16 protein-coding genes are annotated in these 17114 nt (G+C 64.8%); 6 read left to right on the top strand and 10 right to left on the bottom strand.

The genetic code is table 11. From position 1 onward, the window contains the following. The 8 genes from AC1DYJ_RS24865 to AC1DYJ_RS24830 all read right to left on the bottom strand — a co-directional run bounded on the left by AC1DYJ_RS24865 (position 1) and on the right by AC1DYJ_RS24830 (position 6502). Positions 1 to 711: an ABC transporter ATP-binding protein gene (locus AC1DYJ_RS24865; RefSeq protein ID WP_477285558.1), complete on the bottom strand. Its 711-nt coding sequence runs from the start codon at positions 709 to 711 to the stop codon at positions 1 to 3. After that, complete coding sequence (locus AC1DYJ_RS24860; protein WP_477285501.1) at positions 704 to 1441, bottom strand: ABC transporter ATP-binding protein; 738 nt, start codon at positions 1439 to 1441, stop codon at positions 704 to 706. The genes AC1DYJ_RS24865 and AC1DYJ_RS24860 overlap by 8 nt, the downstream gene beginning before the upstream one ends. 116 nt (positions 1442 to 1557) lie before the next feature. Continuing rightward, the gene (locus AC1DYJ_RS24855) at positions 1558 to 2760 is read right to left on the bottom strand and encodes an amino acid ABC transporter substrate-binding protein (protein WP_477285503.1); all 1203 of its coding nucleotides are present in this window, start codon (positions 2758 to 2760) and stop codon (positions 1558 to 1560) included. A gap of 33 nt (positions 2761 to 2793) precedes the next feature. Next, a complete protein-coding gene (locus AC1DYJ_RS24850; RefSeq protein ID WP_477285504.1) occupies positions 2794 to 3186 on the bottom strand; it encodes a nuclear transport factor 2 family protein in 393 nt (130 codons plus the stop codon). A gap of 17 nt (positions 3187 to 3203) precedes the next feature. Next, complete coding sequence (locus AC1DYJ_RS24845; protein WP_477285506.1) at positions 3204 to 3998, bottom strand: MoaF C-terminal domain-containing protein; 795 nt, start codon at positions 3996 to 3998, stop codon at positions 3204 to 3206. 9 nt (positions 3999 to 4007) lie between these two features. Continuing rightward, positions 4008 to 4796, bottom strand: coding sequence for an SDR family NAD(P)-dependent oxidoreductase (locus AC1DYJ_RS24840; protein ID WP_477285508.1), 789 nt, complete (start codon positions 4794 to 4796; stop codon positions 4008 to 4010). A 191-nt stretch (positions 4797 to 4987) separates the two neighbouring features. Next, positions 4988 to 5575, bottom strand: coding sequence for a YceI family protein (locus AC1DYJ_RS24835; RefSeq protein WP_477285510.1), 588 nt, complete (start codon positions 5573 to 5575; stop codon positions 4988 to 4990). A gap of 33 nt (positions 5576 to 5608) precedes the next feature. Then, positions 5609 to 6502 (bottom strand): hypothetical protein, encoded by an 894-nt coding sequence (locus AC1DYJ_RS24830; protein ID WP_477285512.1) that lies wholly within the window; start codon positions 6500 to 6502, stop codon positions 5609 to 5611. Positions 6503 to 6716: 214 nt separating this feature from the next. Between AC1DYJ_RS24830 and AC1DYJ_RS24825 the strand changes: the two genes are divergently transcribed. Both AC1DYJ_RS24825 and AC1DYJ_RS24820 read left to right on the top strand, forming a co-directional pair. Then, the gene (locus AC1DYJ_RS24825; RefSeq protein ID WP_477285514.1) at positions 6717 to 8219 is read left to right on the top strand and encodes an aldehyde dehydrogenase family protein; all 1503 of its coding nucleotides are present in this window, start codon (positions 6717 to 6719) and stop codon (positions 8217 to 8219) included. Between the two features lie 4 nt (positions 8220 to 8223). Continuing rightward, positions 8224 to 9813 carry a GMC family oxidoreductase gene (locus tag AC1DYJ_RS24820; protein WP_477285516.1) on the top strand — a complete coding sequence of 530 codons (1590 nt, stop codon included), beginning with the start codon at positions 8224 to 8226 and terminating at the stop codon, positions 9811 to 9813. A gap of 5 nt (positions 9814 to 9818) precedes the next feature. On the opposite strand, the gene AC1DYJ_RS24815 is transcribed toward AC1DYJ_RS24820, so the two are convergent. Together AC1DYJ_RS24815 and AC1DYJ_RS24810 are read right to left on the bottom strand one after the other, a co-directional pair. Further along, positions 9819 to 11306, bottom strand: coding sequence for an aldehyde dehydrogenase (locus AC1DYJ_RS24815; protein WP_477285518.1), 1488 nt, complete (start codon positions 11304 to 11306; stop codon positions 9819 to 9821). Between the two features lie 14 nt (positions 11307 to 11320). After that, positions 11321 to 12763, bottom strand: coding sequence for an APC family permease (locus AC1DYJ_RS24810; RefSeq protein WP_477285520.1), 1443 nt, complete (start codon positions 12761 to 12763; stop codon positions 11321 to 11323). A 178-nt stretch (positions 12764 to 12941) separates the two neighbouring features. Between AC1DYJ_RS24810 and AC1DYJ_RS24805 the strand changes: the two genes are divergently transcribed. Genes AC1DYJ_RS24805 through AC1DYJ_RS24790 form a run of 4 tightly spaced genes read left to right on the top strand, consistent with a single transcriptional unit; the run spans position 12942 to position 17030 of the window. Beyond that, positions 12942 to 13706: an IclR family transcriptional regulator gene (locus AC1DYJ_RS24805; RefSeq protein WP_477285522.1), complete on the top strand. Its 765-nt coding sequence runs from the start codon at positions 12942 to 12944 to the stop codon at positions 13704 to 13706. 29 nt (positions 13707 to 13735) lie between these two features. Continuing rightward, positions 13736 to 14998: a Tm-1-like ATP-binding domain-containing protein gene (locus AC1DYJ_RS24800; protein WP_477285524.1), complete on the top strand. Its 1263-nt coding sequence runs from the start codon at positions 13736 to 13738 to the stop codon at positions 14996 to 14998. Continuing rightward, complete coding sequence (locus tag AC1DYJ_RS24795) at positions 14995 to 15654, top strand: HAD family hydrolase (protein WP_477285526.1); 660 nt, start codon at positions 14995 to 14997, stop codon at positions 15652 to 15654. Before AC1DYJ_RS24800 ends, AC1DYJ_RS24795 begins: the two co-directional genes overlap by 4 nt. 23 nt (positions 15655 to 15677) lie before the next feature. Then, on the top strand, positions 15678 to 17030 hold the full coding sequence (locus AC1DYJ_RS24790) for an aminotransferase class III-fold pyridoxal phosphate-dependent enzyme (protein ID WP_477285528.1): 1353 nt from the start codon (positions 15678 to 15680) through the stop codon (positions 17028 to 17030). The last annotated feature ends 84 nt before the right edge of the window (positions 17031 to 17114 follow it).

Raw genomic sequence — 17114 nt, 5'->3', positions numbered from 1 at the left:
CTACTCCAACACGCCCATATAGGCCTTCTGGATTTCAGGATCGGCGATGAGCTCGGCGCCGGTGCCTTGCATGGCAAGCGCGCCTGTCTTGAGCACGAAGGCATAGTCGGCGACCTTCAGCGCCTGATGGATGTTCTGCTCGACCAGCAGGATGGTGACGCCCTGGCTGTGCAAGGTCTGGATAAGTGCAAACATCTGCTGCACGACGAGCGGGCTCAGACCCAGCGACGGCTCGTCGAGAATGAGCAGCGACGGCTCCGACATGGTGGCGCGCGCGATCGCCAGCATCTGCTGCTCGCCACCGGAAAGCGAACCGGCCTTCTGGTTTGCGCGTTCCTTCAGGCGTGGAAACAGCGCATAGGCCTTCTCCAGCAACTCTCTTGCGCGTGGCCGCGCCTTTGGCTGAAAGGCGCCGAGCTCAAGGTTTTCCAGCACGGTCATCTGGCGAAACAGGCCGCGCCCCTCCGGCACATGGGCAATGCCCATGCGGGCGATGGCTTCAGGCGCCTTGCCGACCAGAGACTGGCCGGACAATCTGATGTCGCCGGCCTTCGGCGTCAGCAGGCCCGACACGGTGCGAAGCAGCGTCGTCTTGCCTGCGCCATTGGCGCCGACGATGGCGACGATGGTGCCGGCGTCGACATGCAGCGACACGCCCCAAAGCGCGCCGACATCGCCATAGGCGACTTTGAGATCGCTGATTTCAAGCAGCCGGTTCGCCAAGATAAGCCTCGATCACTTTGCGGTTTTGCGTGACGTCGCGCGGCGTGCCGTCGGCGATCTTTTCGCCATGGTCGAGCACGATCACCCGGCTGCACACTTTCATGATGGCGTCGACCTTGTGTTCGACCCACAGCATCGAAATGCCCTTCTCGTCGCGGACGCGGCGGATGACATCGACCATGCGCTGGATCTCGGTCGGGTTGAGCCCTGCCATCGGTTCGTCGAGCAGAAGCAGCGCCGGCTCGGAGGCAACGGCGCGCGCTATCTCCAGCATGCGGCGGTCGGACAAAGTCATATGCGCGGTCAGCATGGCGCGCCTTTCGCCGAGCCCGACCAGTTCGAGCGCGGCATTCGCTGCTTCGCTCGCATGCCTGACGCGCCCCCCTGCCCCAAAGACGGCGCCGACCATGACATTCTCGAAAGCGGTCATGGTGAGAAAGGTCCGCACCAGCTGGAAGGTGCGGGCAATGCCCAACCGCGAGATACGATGAGGCGCGATGCCGGTTATGTCCTGGCCATTAAACAGCACCTTGCCTTCCGTCGGCGCGTAAAGGGCGGTGATGACGTTGAACAGCGTCGACTTGCCGGCACCGTTCGGACCGATCAGGCCGATCAACTCGTTGGAGCCGACGGATATGTCGATATTGTTGAGCACGACAAGCCCGCCGAAGCGCTTCTTGACCGCCTCGAGGCGCAGCAAGGTTTCGTCAGGCTGCATCGTGTTTCTTTGTCTCCGGCGAGACTTCTCGCGTGTGGAAATTGTTTGAGGGCAGCGCTGCCCCTCACCTGCCTGCCGGCTCCTCTCCCCGTGGAACGGGGAGAGGAGCGCTGTGATCAGCGCTTGTCCCAGGCCGGCGCCGGCTTGTAGGTCCAGGTGCCGTCCGGATAGATCAGCTGGTGCTTGCCTTGCCACCATTGCGTCGCGACGCTGGGGATCAGCGCGAAGCCGGTCTCGTCGAATTTAAGATCGCCCACGACCGTGTCCTTGAACTCCTGGCCGAAGATGGCGTCATGGATTGCCGAGGCATCGGTGCTGCCGGCCTTCTCGATCGCCTGAGCCAGCACCTGGGCGTTGGCGTAGAAGGCGCCGACGGTGACGGAGTCCTTCTTGAACTCCGCCTCGTAGCGGTCACCGAGTTCCTTGGCGCCCTTGTAGGGGTAGCTCGCCGACCAGAAGCCATCCGTCATGATGTAATCGGAATCCGCGCCGAGCGCTTCGTGGAACTCACCGGTCCAGGTGCCCTTCCAGCCATGCAGATAAGGCACGGAGAAGCCGAGTTCCTTCATCTGCCGCAGCAGCGTGATGGTGTCGGCGGGCGAGCCGAAGACCAGCATGGCGTCAACATCGGCGGCCTTGAGCTTGGTGATCAGCGCCGAATAGTCGGTGGCGCCGATTGCCCAGGGATCGTCAACGGCAAAGGTGTAGCCGTATTTCTTGGCCGCCGCCTCGAAGGCGCCGCCAAAACCCTTGCCATCGGGCGAATCTTCCGAGACCAGCGCCGGATGCTTCGGCTTCTCATCGGCCGGCAGCTTGCCCCAGATCTCGAACGGCACTTCCGCACCTGGTCCCGGATGGAAGAAGAACAACGCCGAATATTTCAACTTCAGCGGCTGCCATTCGAACGGGAAGGCGGTCGTGATCATGTAGAACTTCTTGTATTTTTCCGCGACGATGGCACCGGCAATGTTCATCGGCCCGGAATGGGTCGACAGCAGCGCATCGACCTTCTGCACCTTGATCAGGTTTTCCAGCGCCGAGGCGACCTTGCCCTCCGAGCTCTCATCGTCGGCGACGACCAGCCGCACCTGCAGCTTCTTGCCCGCCACCGTGATGCCGCCCGCCTTGTTGATGTCGGCGACGGCCTGCTCATAGGCCCATTTCTGTTCCTTGCCGTCTCCGGCCAGCGGCCCGGTCAGCGAGATCGGTGCGCCGATGACGATCTCGTCGCCGGCGGCATAGGCAGCCCCCGCGCCGCCGAGCGCCAGCGCGCTCGACAGCGCCAGCCCCGCCAGCATTGCCTTCAGATTGTTTCCCATTTCATCCTCCCAGTTGTGATCGGTCAGGCTGCCTCAAACCATCGCGGCCGCGACCCGTTTGGTGTCGGTAAACTGTTCGAAGCTGACGGCCTTGCCGTCCTGCATTTCCCAGACATGGACGACACGTGCGGTCATCGGCTTGCCGGTCTTCTTGTAGGTGCCGGAATAGGTGCCGATGCCGACAATGGTCGCGCCACCATCGACCAGTTTTTCCAGCGCGAATGTGTAGCCGTCCCAGTCTTCGCCGATGCGCTTGAAGACGCCCGCTATGACGGCGTCGGGGCCGACATAGGTCCCGGCATAGGGAAAGCCGGCCATCTCGGTCCAGGCTGTGCGGCCGGTGAGCGGCGCCATCATCGCCGCCAGATCCTTCGCATCCGAGCCGGCATAGTGCGCCTTGATGGCGTCGTAGTTCTTGTTGCTCATGGTTTGCTCCCCAGCGCTCAGACCGGTTCCTGGCCGTGGTCGTAGACGGTCCGCGATTTCTTCTCGATGAAGGCGCCGGCGGGCTTGTTCTCGATCGTGCCCTGGCTGGTGATGCCCAGGAATTTGCCGGTCGAGCGCATCGTGTCCCAATTGTAGAAAAACAGCGACGCGACCGGGATGATGAACTCGCGGAAGCCGAAGACGTAGAGGTTCTCGGCGAACTTCCAGGTGGTGGCGAGATCGACGTCGCCATGGCCGCGCTGGAGCCCGACAAGGTTCTGCCAGGCATAGCGCTCGGAGCTCAGATAGATGTGCTCGTAGACGTGATTGGGGCTGTATGTGTAGTGCGCCGTCAGCCCGACCAGATCGCGCGTCGGCGCCGGCTCGCGCCCGGTCGGCGGCACGGAAGCGTCGCCGAGCACGCCGGCGGCATAGACCTGCGCCACGCGCGGCTCGCCCGGCGCTTCCGCGGCCTCACGCACCCGCTCGCGTACCGAAAGCACACGCCGCGTCGCGGTCGAGACGACGAAGGCCTCGTCCTCGGCCGGGCTGGCGGCGAAAGTCATGTTGATGAAGAACACTTGCGGCGCAACTTCCAGCGCCTCGTACCAGTCGACGCCGGCATCGCTGCCCTCGCTCCACGCCACCGTGTCGGTGGCGGTGAAGGCGAGATCGATGACACGGCCGGTGTTGAGCGTGATCTTGAAGGTCTGGCCGACAAGCGCCTTGGACGTGGCCATCCGGTTGGTAGCGATGCCGGCGGCAAAGTCGTCAAAATGTTTCCAGTCGGCAGGTCTGTTCTGGTCGTTCATGGCAAATCCTCAGTCGGCAAAAGCAAGCGTTGGCAGGTCGACGACGGTGGCGCCGCCATCGACGGTCAGGATCGATCCGTTCATCATCGACGCCTCGCCCGAGGCGACGAAGCAGATGACGTTGGAGACCTCTTCCGGCGTTGCCGGTCGGCCGAGCGGCACATCCTTGGTGACAAGCCTGTAGGCCTCATCGATCGAGCCGAGCCCATGCTTGTCGACGATCACCTGCATCTGCTCGTCGGCCATGCTGGTCGCCACCCAGCCGGGGCAGATCGTGTTGGTGCGCACGCCCTGGCGGCCATAGTCGCGCGCCAGCGATTTGCCGAAGCCGATGCAGGCATGTTTCATGGTGACGTACCCGGCCGCCGCCGGCCCGGCGAAGAGACCGGCGATCGATGCGACGACGACGATGTTGCCCTTCTGCGCGATGAGGTCCGGCAGGCATTCGCGAGCGCAGACGAAGGCGGTGTCGAGATTGAGGCGGGTCGCCAGCGCCCAGGTCTCGTCGCTCATCGTCACGGTCGGGCCAACGCCATGGCCACCGGCATTGGCGACCAGAATGTCGACCGGGCCGAACCTCTCGTGCACTTCGGCAAGTGCTGCCCGCACCGCCTTGGCATCGGCGGCGTCGCCCTGCACCACCAGTCCACCAATATCCCTGGTGACGGCTTCGAGCGGTTCGCGCCGCCGGCCCATCAGCACCACTCTAGCGCCGTCGGCGGCCATCCGCCGCGCAACCGCAGCGCCGATGCCRGTGCCGCCACCGGTGATGAAGGCCGTCTTGCCGGAAAATCTCATCCCTGCTGTCCCTAGGGGCGCTAGGCCCAATGTCGCTGTTCGTCGAGGCCAAGTGTGCGATGGACGCGCGTTGCGCGTCTTGTCCGAGCGGGAACTTTGTTTTGACTGAGCGCGCACTTCAGCCCCCGCCTCGGAAGTGCCGCGCGACCTCTCTCGGTCGCGCGGCGGCCACCGCCGCAATCCGCAGCGGCCTATTTCTTCACCGCTTCAAGGTCGATGACGACATCCACATCCGGCCCGAGGCCGAACCCGTCGGCGGCTTTGGCCATCGGGAAGTCGGCTGCGCTCAGTTTGGCCGTGGCGCTGAAGGCCGCCTTGGTCAGCGTCGCATCCCACGGCGCCGGTGCCTCGTTGAGGAACTTCACATCAAGCGTGATCTCCTTGCTGACGCCGCTGATGGTGAGATTGCCGGTGACCTTGCCGGTCTTGTCGTCGACCTTCTCGACCTTGGTGCTCTCGAAGCTGATCGTCGGGAATTCGGCGGCGTTGAAGAAGTCAGGTCCCTTCAGATCGCTGTCGCGTTGCTCGAAAGCGGTGTGGACGGAGCCGACATCGATCTCGGCCTTGACGCTGCTCTTGGTGACATCGGCCTTGTCCATGACGATCGCGCCCTTGACCGTGTCGAACTGGCCATGCGCGATGCCATAGATGCCGTGCTTGATGGTGAAGGTGACCCAGGCGTGCTGGCCGTCGATTTCATAAGTGTCGGCATGGGCCGATACGGCAAGCATCGATGCGCCGGCAAAAGCGAGCGCGGCAATCAGTTTCTTCGTCGTCACATGTCTCTCCATGGTTGGCGTGTTGAAACGGGTTCAGGAAAAGCCAAGGGCAGCCCCATGCGGCGCCCAGACGATCGCCACCAGGACGGCCAGCATCGCCGGCAGGGCGACCAGCAGGCCGGCGATGAGCGGCCGCAACGGCCGCGCGCCGGGAAGGAAGCGTTGCAGCGGACCGGACACCAGCGCGGCAGCGATCAGCGGTAGGGGCGAGAGGATGAGTGCCACCGGATTTGCCTTCGGCGCCAGCAGCGCCACCTGGATCAGCACCGTGGCGACGGCATAGAGGAGCAGGAAGGCGACGCCCCTGCTCCAGGCGGTGGCTGTGCCGCCGCGCAGCGTCGCCAGATACTGGACGAGGCACCAGCCGCCGACCAAAGCGGCAAGCGCCCCGAGCAACTGTCCCGTAACGATCGAGGCGCCAAGCACCGAAACGATGGCGCCGGAGAGCGCCATGGCAAGCACGGCAGCCGGCACAAGGAACGGCGCTTCGATTTCAGGCGATGGCGATGCGCGCAGAGCCATCGCGATGGCGCCGCCGACAATCGCCAGCAGGCCGACAACGATTGCGGCAATCATCTGCAGGTCGAGCGCGCCAGCGCCAATGCGCCGCCAGCCCAGCCAGAGAAACGCCGCCGCCAGCGCCGCCATGATGACGATGCTTGCCGCCCGACCGCTCAACCCAGGCAAAAGGCCGATGACGATGCCGGCAAGGGCGAGATAGATCAGCTTCTGGCTGGCCGCGACTGGCGGCACGGCCGGCGGTCCGAGTGTGTCCCAGTAGAAGAACAAGGTAAGAGCCGCCCACAGCAAGGTCAGCACCAGCGACGAGGATGCCAAGGCAGAGCGCGCCAGCAGCGCGAGCACGATGCCAAGCAGCATCGGCAGCGCCGCGGTGACGACGATCGGATTGCCCAGAAACGCGCTCAAATCGCCAACACTCCTTGACAATCTCAAAGCCCGAACCGCGAGCTCCGCGCCGGTCGACGCTGAGGCAATCTTGATTGGCAACGCGTTTGCCGTCTTGTCCGAGCGGGAACTTTGTTTTGACTGAAAGCGCACTCGTGCCCGTGGCGGCTTGAAGCGCGGCGAGGCGCTCCATAACCCTCTCGAAAACGGCTCATCAGCATTCGAGGAGGATGGCGTGAACGAGAGAACCGTGCCGCCGATCAGCGCCGCCGCGGCCGCATTCCTGTCGCGGCCGCATCGGCCCTTCATCAACGGGCGCTTCGTCAACGGCCTCGCCGGCGAAGGCCTTGCGGTCGACGATTCCGCCTCCGGTGAGATCGTCACCCACGTGCCGGAAAGCGGCGCAGAACTGGTCGATCAGGCGGTACGCGCCGCACGCGCGGCGCTTGAAGGTCCCTGGGGATCGATGCGGCCGGTGGACCGCCAGAACCTGATGTTGAAACTCGCCGACATGATCGAGGCCGATGCTGACCTGCTGGCCGAAATCGAAAGCATCGAAAACGGCAAGTCGCTGGGCGTCGCGCGCATGCTGAGCGCCGGCGGCACCATTGACTGGCTGCGTTACTATGCCGGCTGGGCGACCAAGATCGAGGGTTCAACTTTTCAGGTTTCGATCCCGGTGCCGCCCGGCGCCAAGCACCATGCCATGACCGTGATGGAACCGGTCGGCGTCGTCGGTGCCATCGTGCCATGGAATTTTCCGCTGCTGATCGGCATGTGGAAGATCGCGCCGGCGCTGGCCTGCGGCTGCACGATCGTCTTGAAGCCGCCGCAGGAAACGCCGCTGGGGTTGCTGCGGCTCGCCGGACTGATCCAGCAGGCTGGGTTTCCGCCCGGCGTCGTCAACATCGTCACCGGCAGCGGCAGCGTGACCGGCGAGGCTTTGATCCGCCATCCCGGCGTCGACAAGCTGACTTTCACCGGTTCGACCGAAGTCGGCAAACGCATCGGCCACGCCGCCGTCGACCGCGTCGCGCGCTTCACGCTGGAGCTCGGCTCCAAATCCCCGATGATCCTGCTGGCCGATATGGAGGAAGGCATCGAGCCGCTGCTGGCCGGCCTCGGCATGTTCTTCAACCAGGGTCAGGTCTGCACCTCGGCGGCACGGATCCTGATCGAGAAGTCGATCTATGATCGCACGCTTTCACGCCTTGCCGAGATCGCCGACGGCATGATCATGGGCGCCGGCCGCGATGCGGGCGCGCAGATCAACCCGCTGGTCTCGGCCAAGCACCGCAACAGCGTGCAGGGTTTTGTCGACCGCAGCCTGGCGGCAGGCGTCGAACGTGTGAGCGGCGCGCGAATGGTTCCGGGCAAAGGCCACTACGTGGCGCCGACCATTCTGCACAACGTCACGCCCGAGATGGAGATCGTGCGCGAGGAAGTGTTCGGGCCCGTGGTGGCGGCGATGCCGGTCGCCGATCTCGATGAGGCGATCCGCATCGCCAACGACACGCGCTACGGCCTGTCGGCCTCGATCTGGACCCGCGACATGGGCAAGGCGATGACAGCGATCCACGGCCTCAAGGCCGGTACGGTGTGGGTCAATTCGCACAACACGCTCGATCCGGCTGCGCCCTTCGGCGGCTTCAAGCAATCCGGCATCGGTCGCGAGCATGGTCGAGCGGCGATCGACAGCTATCTTGAAACCAAGACCGCCATCATGCGCTACGCGTGACGTGATGACGGAGGTCTACGATTACATCGTCGCCGGCGCGGGCTCGGCCGGCTGTACCGTTGCAAGCCGGCTGGTCGCGGCCGGCAGACGCGTGCTCGTCGTCGAGGCGGGACCGGCCGATAATTCGCGCTTCATCGACATGCCCGCCACCTTCGCCAAGGTGATCGGCACGGCGCGCAGCTGGATCTATCAGTCTGATCCCGAACCCAGCGTCGGCGGCCGCTCGCTGCCGATCCCGCAAGGACGCACGCTTGGCGGCGGCTCGTCGATCAACGCCATGCTCTACGTCAGGGGCCAGCCGCAGGATTACGATGGCTGGCGCGATCTCGGCTGCCCCGGCTGGGGCTGGCACGATGTGTTGCCGGTCTACAGACGGCTGGAGCGCAACGAGCGGCTTGCCGGCGAACGCCACGGCAATGACGGTCCTTTGCCGGTCTCCGATCCGCGCTACCGGCATCCGCTGTCGCTCGCCTACGTCAGGGCGGCGCAGCAGGCCGGCTATCCCTTCAATGACGACTTCAACGGTGAGCATCAGGAAGGCGTCGGCTTCTACCAGACGACGACAGCCAATGGCGAACGGCAGTCCGCGGCTAAAGTGTTCCTGCGGCCACTCGCCGGCAACGCCAACCTCAAAGTGGTCACCGACGCGCAAGTGACGGCGCTGACGCTGGAGAATGGCGCAGCGAGCGGGCTCTCCTACACGACGCCGGACGGACAAACCCACACCGCCTCAGCAAGGGCCGAAGTGATCCTCACCGCCGGCGCGCTGGCAACGCCGAAGCTGATGATGCTGTCAGGCCTCGGCCCGGCCGGGCATCTCGCCGAGATGGGCATTCCGGTTATTCGCGACATGCCTGCCGTGGGCCAGGATTTGCAGGATCATGTCGCGGCACCGCTTTATGCGCTGACCCGCAAACCAATCTCGCTGCTCGGAGAAGATCGCGGGCTGAAGGCGCTGCGGCACGGCATCGAGTATCTGCTGTTCCGGCGCGGCCTGCTCGCCTCCAACGTGGTCGAGAGCGGCGGCTTCTTCGACACCGACGGCGACGGCCGGCCGGACATCCAGTTCCATGTGCTGCCGGTGATGATCGAGAATGCCGAACACGGCTCGGTCGAGCGCCATGGCATGGAGCTGAACCCGTGCGTGCTGCGGCCGAAATCGCGCGGTTCGGTGCGGCTGCGCTCGTCCAATCCCAGTGACCCGATCCGCTTCACCACCGGCTTCCTGTCGCATCCAGATGACCTGGTGTTGCTGCTTGCCGGCATGAAGGTGGCACGCACCATCCTGCGCCAGCCGGCGCTGCGAGAAATGGTTGCAGAGGAGCTTGCGCCGGGCAAAGCCGATGACCTCGGCGACGACCAAATCGTCGACCACATCATCCGCCACGCCAAGACCGTCTATCACCCTTGTGGTACCTGCCGGATGGGGACGGACGATGAGGCAGTTGTCGATCCCCAGCTTCGCGTGCGCGGCGTGCCGCGCCTGCGCATTGCCGACGCCTCTGTTATGCCAAGGCTGACCAGCGGCAACACCAACGCGCCGGCGATCATGATCGGCGATCGCTGCGCGGATTTCATCCTGGGCACGGCCTGACGCGGTCAGCCGAGATTGATCCACGCCGTCTTCAAGTCGGTGTATTTCTCGATGGCGTGCAGCGACTTGTCGCGGCCGAAGCCAGACTGCTTGACGCCGCCGAGCGGCACGGTGATGTCGGCACCGCCATAGGTGTTCACATGCACGACACCGGCATTGATGGCGCGCACCATGCGGTGCGCCGTCGACAGGTTTGATGTCCAGACGGCGGAAGCGAGGCCATAGACGGTCGCGTTGGCGAGCCGCACCGCTTCTTCCTCGGTGTCGAAGCGCATGACGCCGAGCACCGGCCCGAACACTTCCTCGCGGCCAAGCTGCATGTCTTGCGTCACATTATCGAAAATGGTCGGCGCCATGTAGCTGCCGCCGGTCTCGGCCAGGATGCGATCGCCGCCGGTGACGAGGCGCGCGCCCTCTTCGGAAGCCTTGGCGACGAAGCCGAGATTCTTGGTCAGTTGCTCGGCGCTGGACACCGCGCCGACATCGCTTGCGAGATCGAGCGGATCGCCGACCTTCAGCTTCGTGGTTGCCCTGAGAAGCTCGTCCATGAAGCGGTCGTAGATCGAGGCCTGGACCAGCAGGCGCGAGCCCGCGACGCAGACCTGGCCGGAATTGCGAAAAATGCCGTTGGCCGAGACCACGGCCGCCTGGCTCAAATCCGGCGCGTCGGCAAAGACGATGTTGGGCGACTTGCCGCCGAGCTCGAGGAAGACGCGCTTCAGATTGGAGCGCGCGGAATATTCGAGCAGCCGGCGGCCGACAGGACCGGAGCCGGTGAAGGCGATCGCGTCGACATCCATGTGCATGCCAAGCGCCTCGCCGGCGACCGAACCGCGGCCGGTGACGGCATTGAAGACGCCCTCGGGCAGCCCGGCTTCGGTGGCGAGTTCGGCCAGCCGCAGCAAGGTGAGCGAAGCGATCTCCGGCGGCTTGACGACAATGGTGTTGCCGGCGGCCAGCGCCGGCGCGATCTTCCAGGCGCCGATCATCAGCGGGAAATTCCAGGGAACGATGACACCGACGACGCCGAGCGGCTCCTTGTGGATCAGGCCAAGCACAGTGTCGGCGGTCGGCGCAATCTCGCCATAGACCTTGTCGATCGCCTCGGCATAGTAGCGGATGGTGCCGGCCGCCGAGAGCGGCTCGGCCTTGTAGGCCATACCGATCTCGGTACCATTGTCGCGCACGCCGAGAACGGCAAGTTCCAGCGCGTGCTTCTCGACCAGTTCGGCGAATTTTATCAGCACCTTCTTGCGGAAGGCGGGGGCCGCGCGTGACCAGGAGCCTTTCTCGAAAGCCTTGCGAGCAGAACTGACGGCGGCGTCGATGTCGGCCGCACCGCCATTGGCGATAGAGCTGATCGCACGGCCATCGATCGGGCTGATCACATCGAGATGGGAACCGTCGGATGCGGGGAGCTTTCGCCCCCCGATCCACAGGCCCTGCGCCGCGATGGTCTGCGCCTTCAGGCGATCGATGGCCGATTGATCCAACTCATTCCTCCAGGTTAGACCGGCTGACTGCCGAGGCGCGCGAAGGCCTCAGGGCTGCGGCTGCGCAGCGCTGCCGCCAGCACGAAACCGATGATTCCGGCGATCAGCACCAGGCCCGGCAGCAACACGCCGAGGAAGCCTGAAGCGCCCGACAGATTGCCGAAATTGATGACGATCTCGACAATGATGAACAGAAGTGCCAGCGCCGCAAGCCCGGGCAGGATCTTGGCCTTCAGCGCGCTCGGCTCCGCCGTCGGGTTGCGGCTGAAGAATGCCACCACCGACAGCGAGGTGAGCGCCATCAGAACGATGATGCCGAGCGTGCCGACATTGGTCAGCCAGGAAAACAGCGCCAGCACCGGATCCTGGCCGGTGGCGGCGAACAGCCCCACCACGACAACCGCGATCACCGTCTGGATGATCGAGCCGACATGCGGGCTCTGGAACACCGGATGGGTGACGCCGACGGCTTCCGGCAGCAGCTTCTCGCGGCCGGCGACGTAGAGGTAGCGGGCGACGCCATTGTGGAAGGCGAGCACACCGGCAAACAGGCTGGAGACGAACAGGATGCTCATCAGCTGCGTCAGCAGCGGGCCGACATAGCGGTCCGAGAGGCCGAACAGGAAGGTGGTGGGATCGGCCAGCGCCTTCAGCGACGGCACCAGCTTGTCGACGCCTTCGCCATTGGCCATCAGCCAGCTGGTCAGCATGTAGAACACACCGATCACCAGCACCGAAATGTAGGTGGCGCGCGGCACGGTGCGGTGCGGCTCGCGCGCTTCCTCGGAATAGATGGTCGTCGCCTCGAAGCCGATGAAGGCGGCGAAGCAGAACAGGAGGCCAATCGCCGGCGAGCCGCTGAGGATCTGGGTCGGCGTGAATGGCGCCAGGCTGAGGCCGGAATCGCCACCCTTGAACAGGATCGCGAGGTCGACGACGAGCACGACGAGATATTCGAGCAGCACCAGCACGGTGAGGATCTTGGCCGAGAGGTCGACGCGGCGATAGCCGAGCACGCCGACCAGCGCGATGCCGACGAAGCACCATACCCACCAAGGCATGTTGATGCCCCAGCCGGCGAAAAGGCCGGAGGTGGCGGCGCCGAACAGGCCGAACACGCCGATCTGCATGGCGTTGTAGCTGAGGATCGCAATCAGCGCGGCGGCGCCACCCAGCGTGCCGCCAAGGCCACGCGCCGTATAGGCGTAGAAGGCGCCGGCATTGGCGACATGGCGGGCCATGGCGACATAGCCGACCGCAAAGACCAGCAGCAGCACGGTCACGATCAGGAAGGTGCCGGGAATGCCGGCGCCATTGCCCATCAGCATTGAGAGCGGCACGCCACCGGCCACCGCCGTCAGCGGCGCGGCAGCCGAAACCACAAGGAATGTCACGGCGCCGACGCCGAGGCTGTTCTTCCTCAGCCGGTTTGTTTCGCCGGTATCTGTTGTCGTCATCTTTCCCTCCATTCCGCGCTGCGGAAGCCAAGTGTCCCTGAGACGCCGAGGGCCTTCTGTGGGGGCCAATGTGCATTTCACTATTTGCAACGGCATTTCGATATTAGACTTGCAAAGGAATCGACTTGCTGTCAAGTTAATTCGCACGTTAAGTATCTGGTGGAGGATCAGAGACGATATGAGCACGGTGGCCAAAGCCATTTCGCTGCTGGAGAGGCTGGGGCACGGCGCGCCCGAGACGGCGCTTGCCGACCTCGCCAGGGGCGCCGGCTTCGACAAGGCGACAACGCGCCGGCTGCTCGTATCGCTGATCGCGCAAGGCCTGGTCGAGCAGGACGAGACGACGCGCCGTTACCGGCTCGGCGCCGGCATCACCCGGCTGGCGCTGATGCGCGAAGCGCAGTTCCCGTTCCTGCGCATGGCGGTGCCGGTGGTCGAGGCGCTGGCGGCGGAGACCGAAGAGACGGTGCATCTATCGGAATATTCCAGGCGCGGCCTGCTCTCCATTCACGTCGTCGAATCGACCAGGGCCAACCGTGTCAGCGTGCCGCTCGGCGAGGCCCTGCCCTTGCACGCGACCGCGTCGGGCATCGCCTTCCTAGCCTTCAGCGACGAGCGCACGCGCGCCGAAGCGCTGGCCGGCCCGATGCCTGCCTTCACGCCGTTCACCATCGGCGATGCGTCCGTACTGGCCGAGCATATCGCTGCCGCCCGCCGCCGCGGCCATTCCATCGGCGCGCAGGGTTTCGAGGAAGGCGTGATGAGTGTTGCCGCGCCGATCCTCGGCGCCGACGGCTACGCTATCGGCGCCATTGCGGTCGCAGCCCCACGGGTGCGGACGCAGAAGGGCGAGATCGAACGCCTTGGCGTCAGCGCGGCCGCCGCCGCGCACGAGATCGGCGAACGGCTGTTCGGCAAGCTGCCGGGACAAAAACGAGCATAACAATCACAAGAGACTGCAGGGAGACTGACGTGGAGGACAATCGCCGAATATTGGTTATCGGCACCGGCGACACCAAGGCCGACGAGCTTCTGTTCATGCGCGAGCGCATCGAGGCCGTCGGCGGCGTTGCCGTGATGATGGACGTCAGCGTGCTGGGCGATCCGCCTTACCGGCCGGAGCACGACCGCCATGCGGTGGCGCGTGCCGCCGAGACGACGATCGAGGCGATCATCGCCAGCGGCGACGAGAATTCGGCGATGACATTGATGGCGCTTGGCGCCTCACGGCTCGCTCGCTTTTTGTACGACCAGGACGAGATCGACGGCTTCATCGCGCTCGGCGGTTCGATGGGCACCGACCTCGCGCTCGACGTCGCGCTGGCGCTGCCGCTTGGCGTGCCAAAGTTCGTCGTCTCGACCATCGCCTATTCGCACCTTCTGCCGCCGGACCGGATCGCCACCGACCTGATGATGATCCTGTGGGCAGGCGGCCTCTACGGCCTCAACAGCGCCTGCAAGGCGGTGCTGTCGCAGGCGAGCGGCGCGGTGGTCGGTGCCGCGCGAGCAGCCATCAAGCCGGACGAGACAAAGCCGCGCATCGGCATGAGTTCGCTCGGCAAAAGCTGCCTGCGCTACATGGTGACGCTGAAGCCGGAACTGGAGAAGCGCGGCTATGAAGTCATCGTCTTTCACACCACCGGCATGGGCGGCCGCGCGCTCGAAGCGATTGCTGCGCAGAAGGGTTTTGTCGCGGTGATGGACTTCAGCCTGCAGGAACTCGCCAACCATTTCACCGGCTCGGTGGTGAGTTCCGGCGCCGACCGGCTGGAAAATGCCGGCCGCCAGGGGATCCCGCAGATCGTCGCGCCCGGCGCTATCGACATGGTGGATTTTCCGACCTGGCAGCCGGTGCCGCCGCGTTTTGCCGATCGGCCTTACCATGCGCACAACCGCCTGCTGGCGTCGGTGACATCGGGCGGTGAAACGCGCCGGGAGATCGCGCGCGCCATCGGCGAGAAGCTTGCCGGTGCTACCGGTCCGACCGCCTTCATCCTGCCCGCCGGTGGCATCCAGCAATGGGATCAGGAAGGCGAGCCGCTGCACGATCCGGACTCGCTTGCGGCCTTCGTCGAGGAGATGCGGCTCAGCGTGCCGGAGAATGCCGAATTGCACGAAATATCAGGTCACATCAATGACGCCGCCTTCAGCGCCAAGGCGCTGGAAATCTTCGATCGCTGGGTGGCCGAAGGCATTGTTCCGCCCGGCGCGCCGACAGGCGCGCGCGCGGCATGAGCGAGCCTCAGGCGCTGGTGCTCGATTTCGGCGGCGTCGTCACCCGCACGCTGTTCGAGACGCATGCGCTGACCGAGCAAGCGCTTGGACTAGAGCCAGGCACGCTCGACTGGCGCGGACCGTTCGACCCGGCCTCCGATCCGCTGTGGCGCGCCATGCAGGCTGACGAGATCAGCGAGCGCGACTACTGGAAGATACGCACAAGCGAGGTCGGCCGGCTGGTCGGCGAAGACTGGCACGACATGTCGACCTTCGTGCAGCGGGCGCGCGGCGCCGACCCGCAAGCCGTGATCCGACCCGAGGCTGAGCAGGCGATCCGTATCGCGCATGACGCAGGTGTGCGACTCGCCATCCTCTCCAACGAACTCGATCTGTTTTATGGTGCATCGTTTCGCGAGCGACTGCCAATGCTCTCGCTGTTCGAGACGATCATCGATGCAACCTATACGAAAATCCTCAAACCGGACGCTCGCGCTTATGCCATGGTCGGCGAGGCGCTGCAGTTGCCGCTTGCGGCCTGCGTCTTCGTCGACGACCAGAAGCGCAATATCGACGGCGCCGTAGCCGCCGGCATGCTCACCGTACATTTCGACGTCGCCCGACCGGCGCAAAGCTATGCCGAGGCGCTAGGCCATTTCGGCCTCGCCCTCTCCTGATTGAAAACCCCGGAGTCCTCCCGATGCGTGATATCAACTTCCTCACCGAAAACAACGCCAAGTCGATCTGGCATCCGATGGCGCATCCAGCCGAAATGCGGGCGACGCCACCAAAGATCATCGTCAAAGGCGAAGGTGCTTCGGTCACCGATGTCGAGGGACGCACCGTTCTCGACGCCGTCGGCGGCCTGTGGAACGTCAACCTTGGCTACAGCTGCGATCCGATCAAAAAGGCGATCGCAGCGCAGCTCGACGCGCTCCCCTATTATTCCGGCTTTCGCGGCACCTCGACCGGACCGTCGATCGAGCTCGCCTATGAGCTCACCGAATGGTTCGCGCCGGAAGGCATGGTGCGCGCCTTCTTCACTTCCGGCGGCTCGGATTCGGTCGAGACGGCGCTCAGGCTCGCGCGGCAATATTGGAAGATCCGCGGCCAGGCCGACCGCACGAAATTCCTGGCGCTGAAGAAGGGCTATCACGGCACGCATTTCGGCGGCGCTTCCGTCAACGGCAACGCCAATTTCCGCCGCAACTACGAGCCGCTTTTGCCCGGCGTCTTCCACACGCCGGCGCCGATGACCTATCGCAACCCGTTCGACGAGACCGATCCGGCGAAGCTGGCAAAACTGTGTGCCCGCGCCATCGAGGAAGAGATCGCCTTCCAGGGCGGCGACACCATCGCCGCCTTCATCATGGAGCCGGTGCTTGGCGCCGGCGGCGTCATCGTTCCGCATGAGAGCTTCATGCCGATGGTGCGCGCCATCTGTGACCGTCACGACATACTGCTCATCGCTGACGAAGTGGTCACCGGTTTCGGCCGCACCGGCGCCTGGTCCGGCTCGCGGCTCACCGGCGTGAAGCCCGATTTCATGACACTCGCCAAGGCGATCACCTCGGGCTATTTCCCGCTTGGCGCAACGTTGATCGGCGCCAAGGTCGTCGACGTTTTCGAGGCCGACAAGACCAGCTTCGGCTCGATCGGCCACGGCTACACCTATTCCGGCCATCCGGTCGGCTGCGCGGCCGGCATTGCCGCGCTCGCCGAGACCAGGCGGCTTGCGCTCAACGAGAACGCAGCCGCGCGCGGCATCGAACTCGGCAAGGCGCTGGAAGCGCTGAAGGTAAAGCACCAGCTCGTCGGCGATGTCCGCTACCAGGGCCTGATGGCTGCGATCGAAGTCGTCTCGGATCGTGGCGCCAAGAAGCCCGCCGACAAGAAGACCATGGCGGCCATCGCCGACGGCGCCTACGCCGCCGGCGTCATGCTGCGCGTCTCCGGCAACAACATCATCCTGTCGCCGCCACTGATCATCACCGCTGCCGATGTGGCGAAGATTGCGCAGGGGTTGGATGCGGGGTTGGCGGCGGCGGTGTGAGCAACTTACCCTCCCCCTTGTGGGGGTGGGGAGGGTCGGCGAACAGGCGGAGCGCAGCGAAGCCTGAGAGACGGGGTGGGGGCG

It is taken from the genome of Mesorhizobium sp. P2_B11, assembly GCF_056404855.1.
The sequence above is the reverse complement of the archived record's forward strand: the minus strand, read 5'-3'. Positions and strand labels throughout refer to the sequence as shown.

What these genes read in the sequence shown, in the direction of transcription:
- AC1DYJ_RS24860 (WP_477285501.1), bottom strand. Translation starts at nt 1,441, where the DNA reads ATGCAGCCTGACGAAACCTTGCTGCGCCTCGAGGCGGTCAAGAAGCGC.
- AC1DYJ_RS24855 (WP_477285503.1), bottom strand. Translation starts at nt 2,760, where the DNA reads ATGGGAAACAATCTGAAGGCAATGCTGGCGGGGCTGGCGCTGTCGAGC.
- AC1DYJ_RS24850 (WP_477285504.1), bottom strand. Translation starts at nt 3,186, where the DNA reads ATGAGCAACAAGAACTACGACGCCATCAAGGCGCACTATGCCGGCTCG.
- AC1DYJ_RS24845 (WP_477285506.1), bottom strand. Translation starts at nt 3,998, where the DNA reads ATGAACGACCAGAACAGACCTGCCGACTGGAAACATTTTGACGACTTT.
- AC1DYJ_RS24820 (WP_477285516.1), top strand. Translation starts at nt 8,224, where the DNA reads ATGACGGAGGTCTACGATTACATCGTCGCCGGCGCGGGCTCGGCCGGC.
- AC1DYJ_RS24810 (WP_477285520.1), bottom strand. Translation starts at nt 12,763, where the DNA reads ATGACGACAACAGATACCGGCGAAACAAACCGGCTGAGGAAGAACAGC.
- AC1DYJ_RS24805 (WP_477285522.1), top strand. Translation starts at nt 12,942, where the DNA reads ATGAGCACGGTGGCCAAAGCCATTTCGCTGCTGGAGAGGCTGGGGCAC.
- AC1DYJ_RS24795 (WP_477285526.1), top strand. Translation starts at nt 14,995, where the DNA reads ATGAGCGAGCCTCAGGCGCTGGTGCTCGATTTCGGCGGCGTCGTCACC.
- AC1DYJ_RS24790 (WP_477285528.1), top strand. Translation starts at nt 15,678, where the DNA reads ATGCGTGATATCAACTTCCTCACCGAAAACAACGCCAAGTCGATCTGG.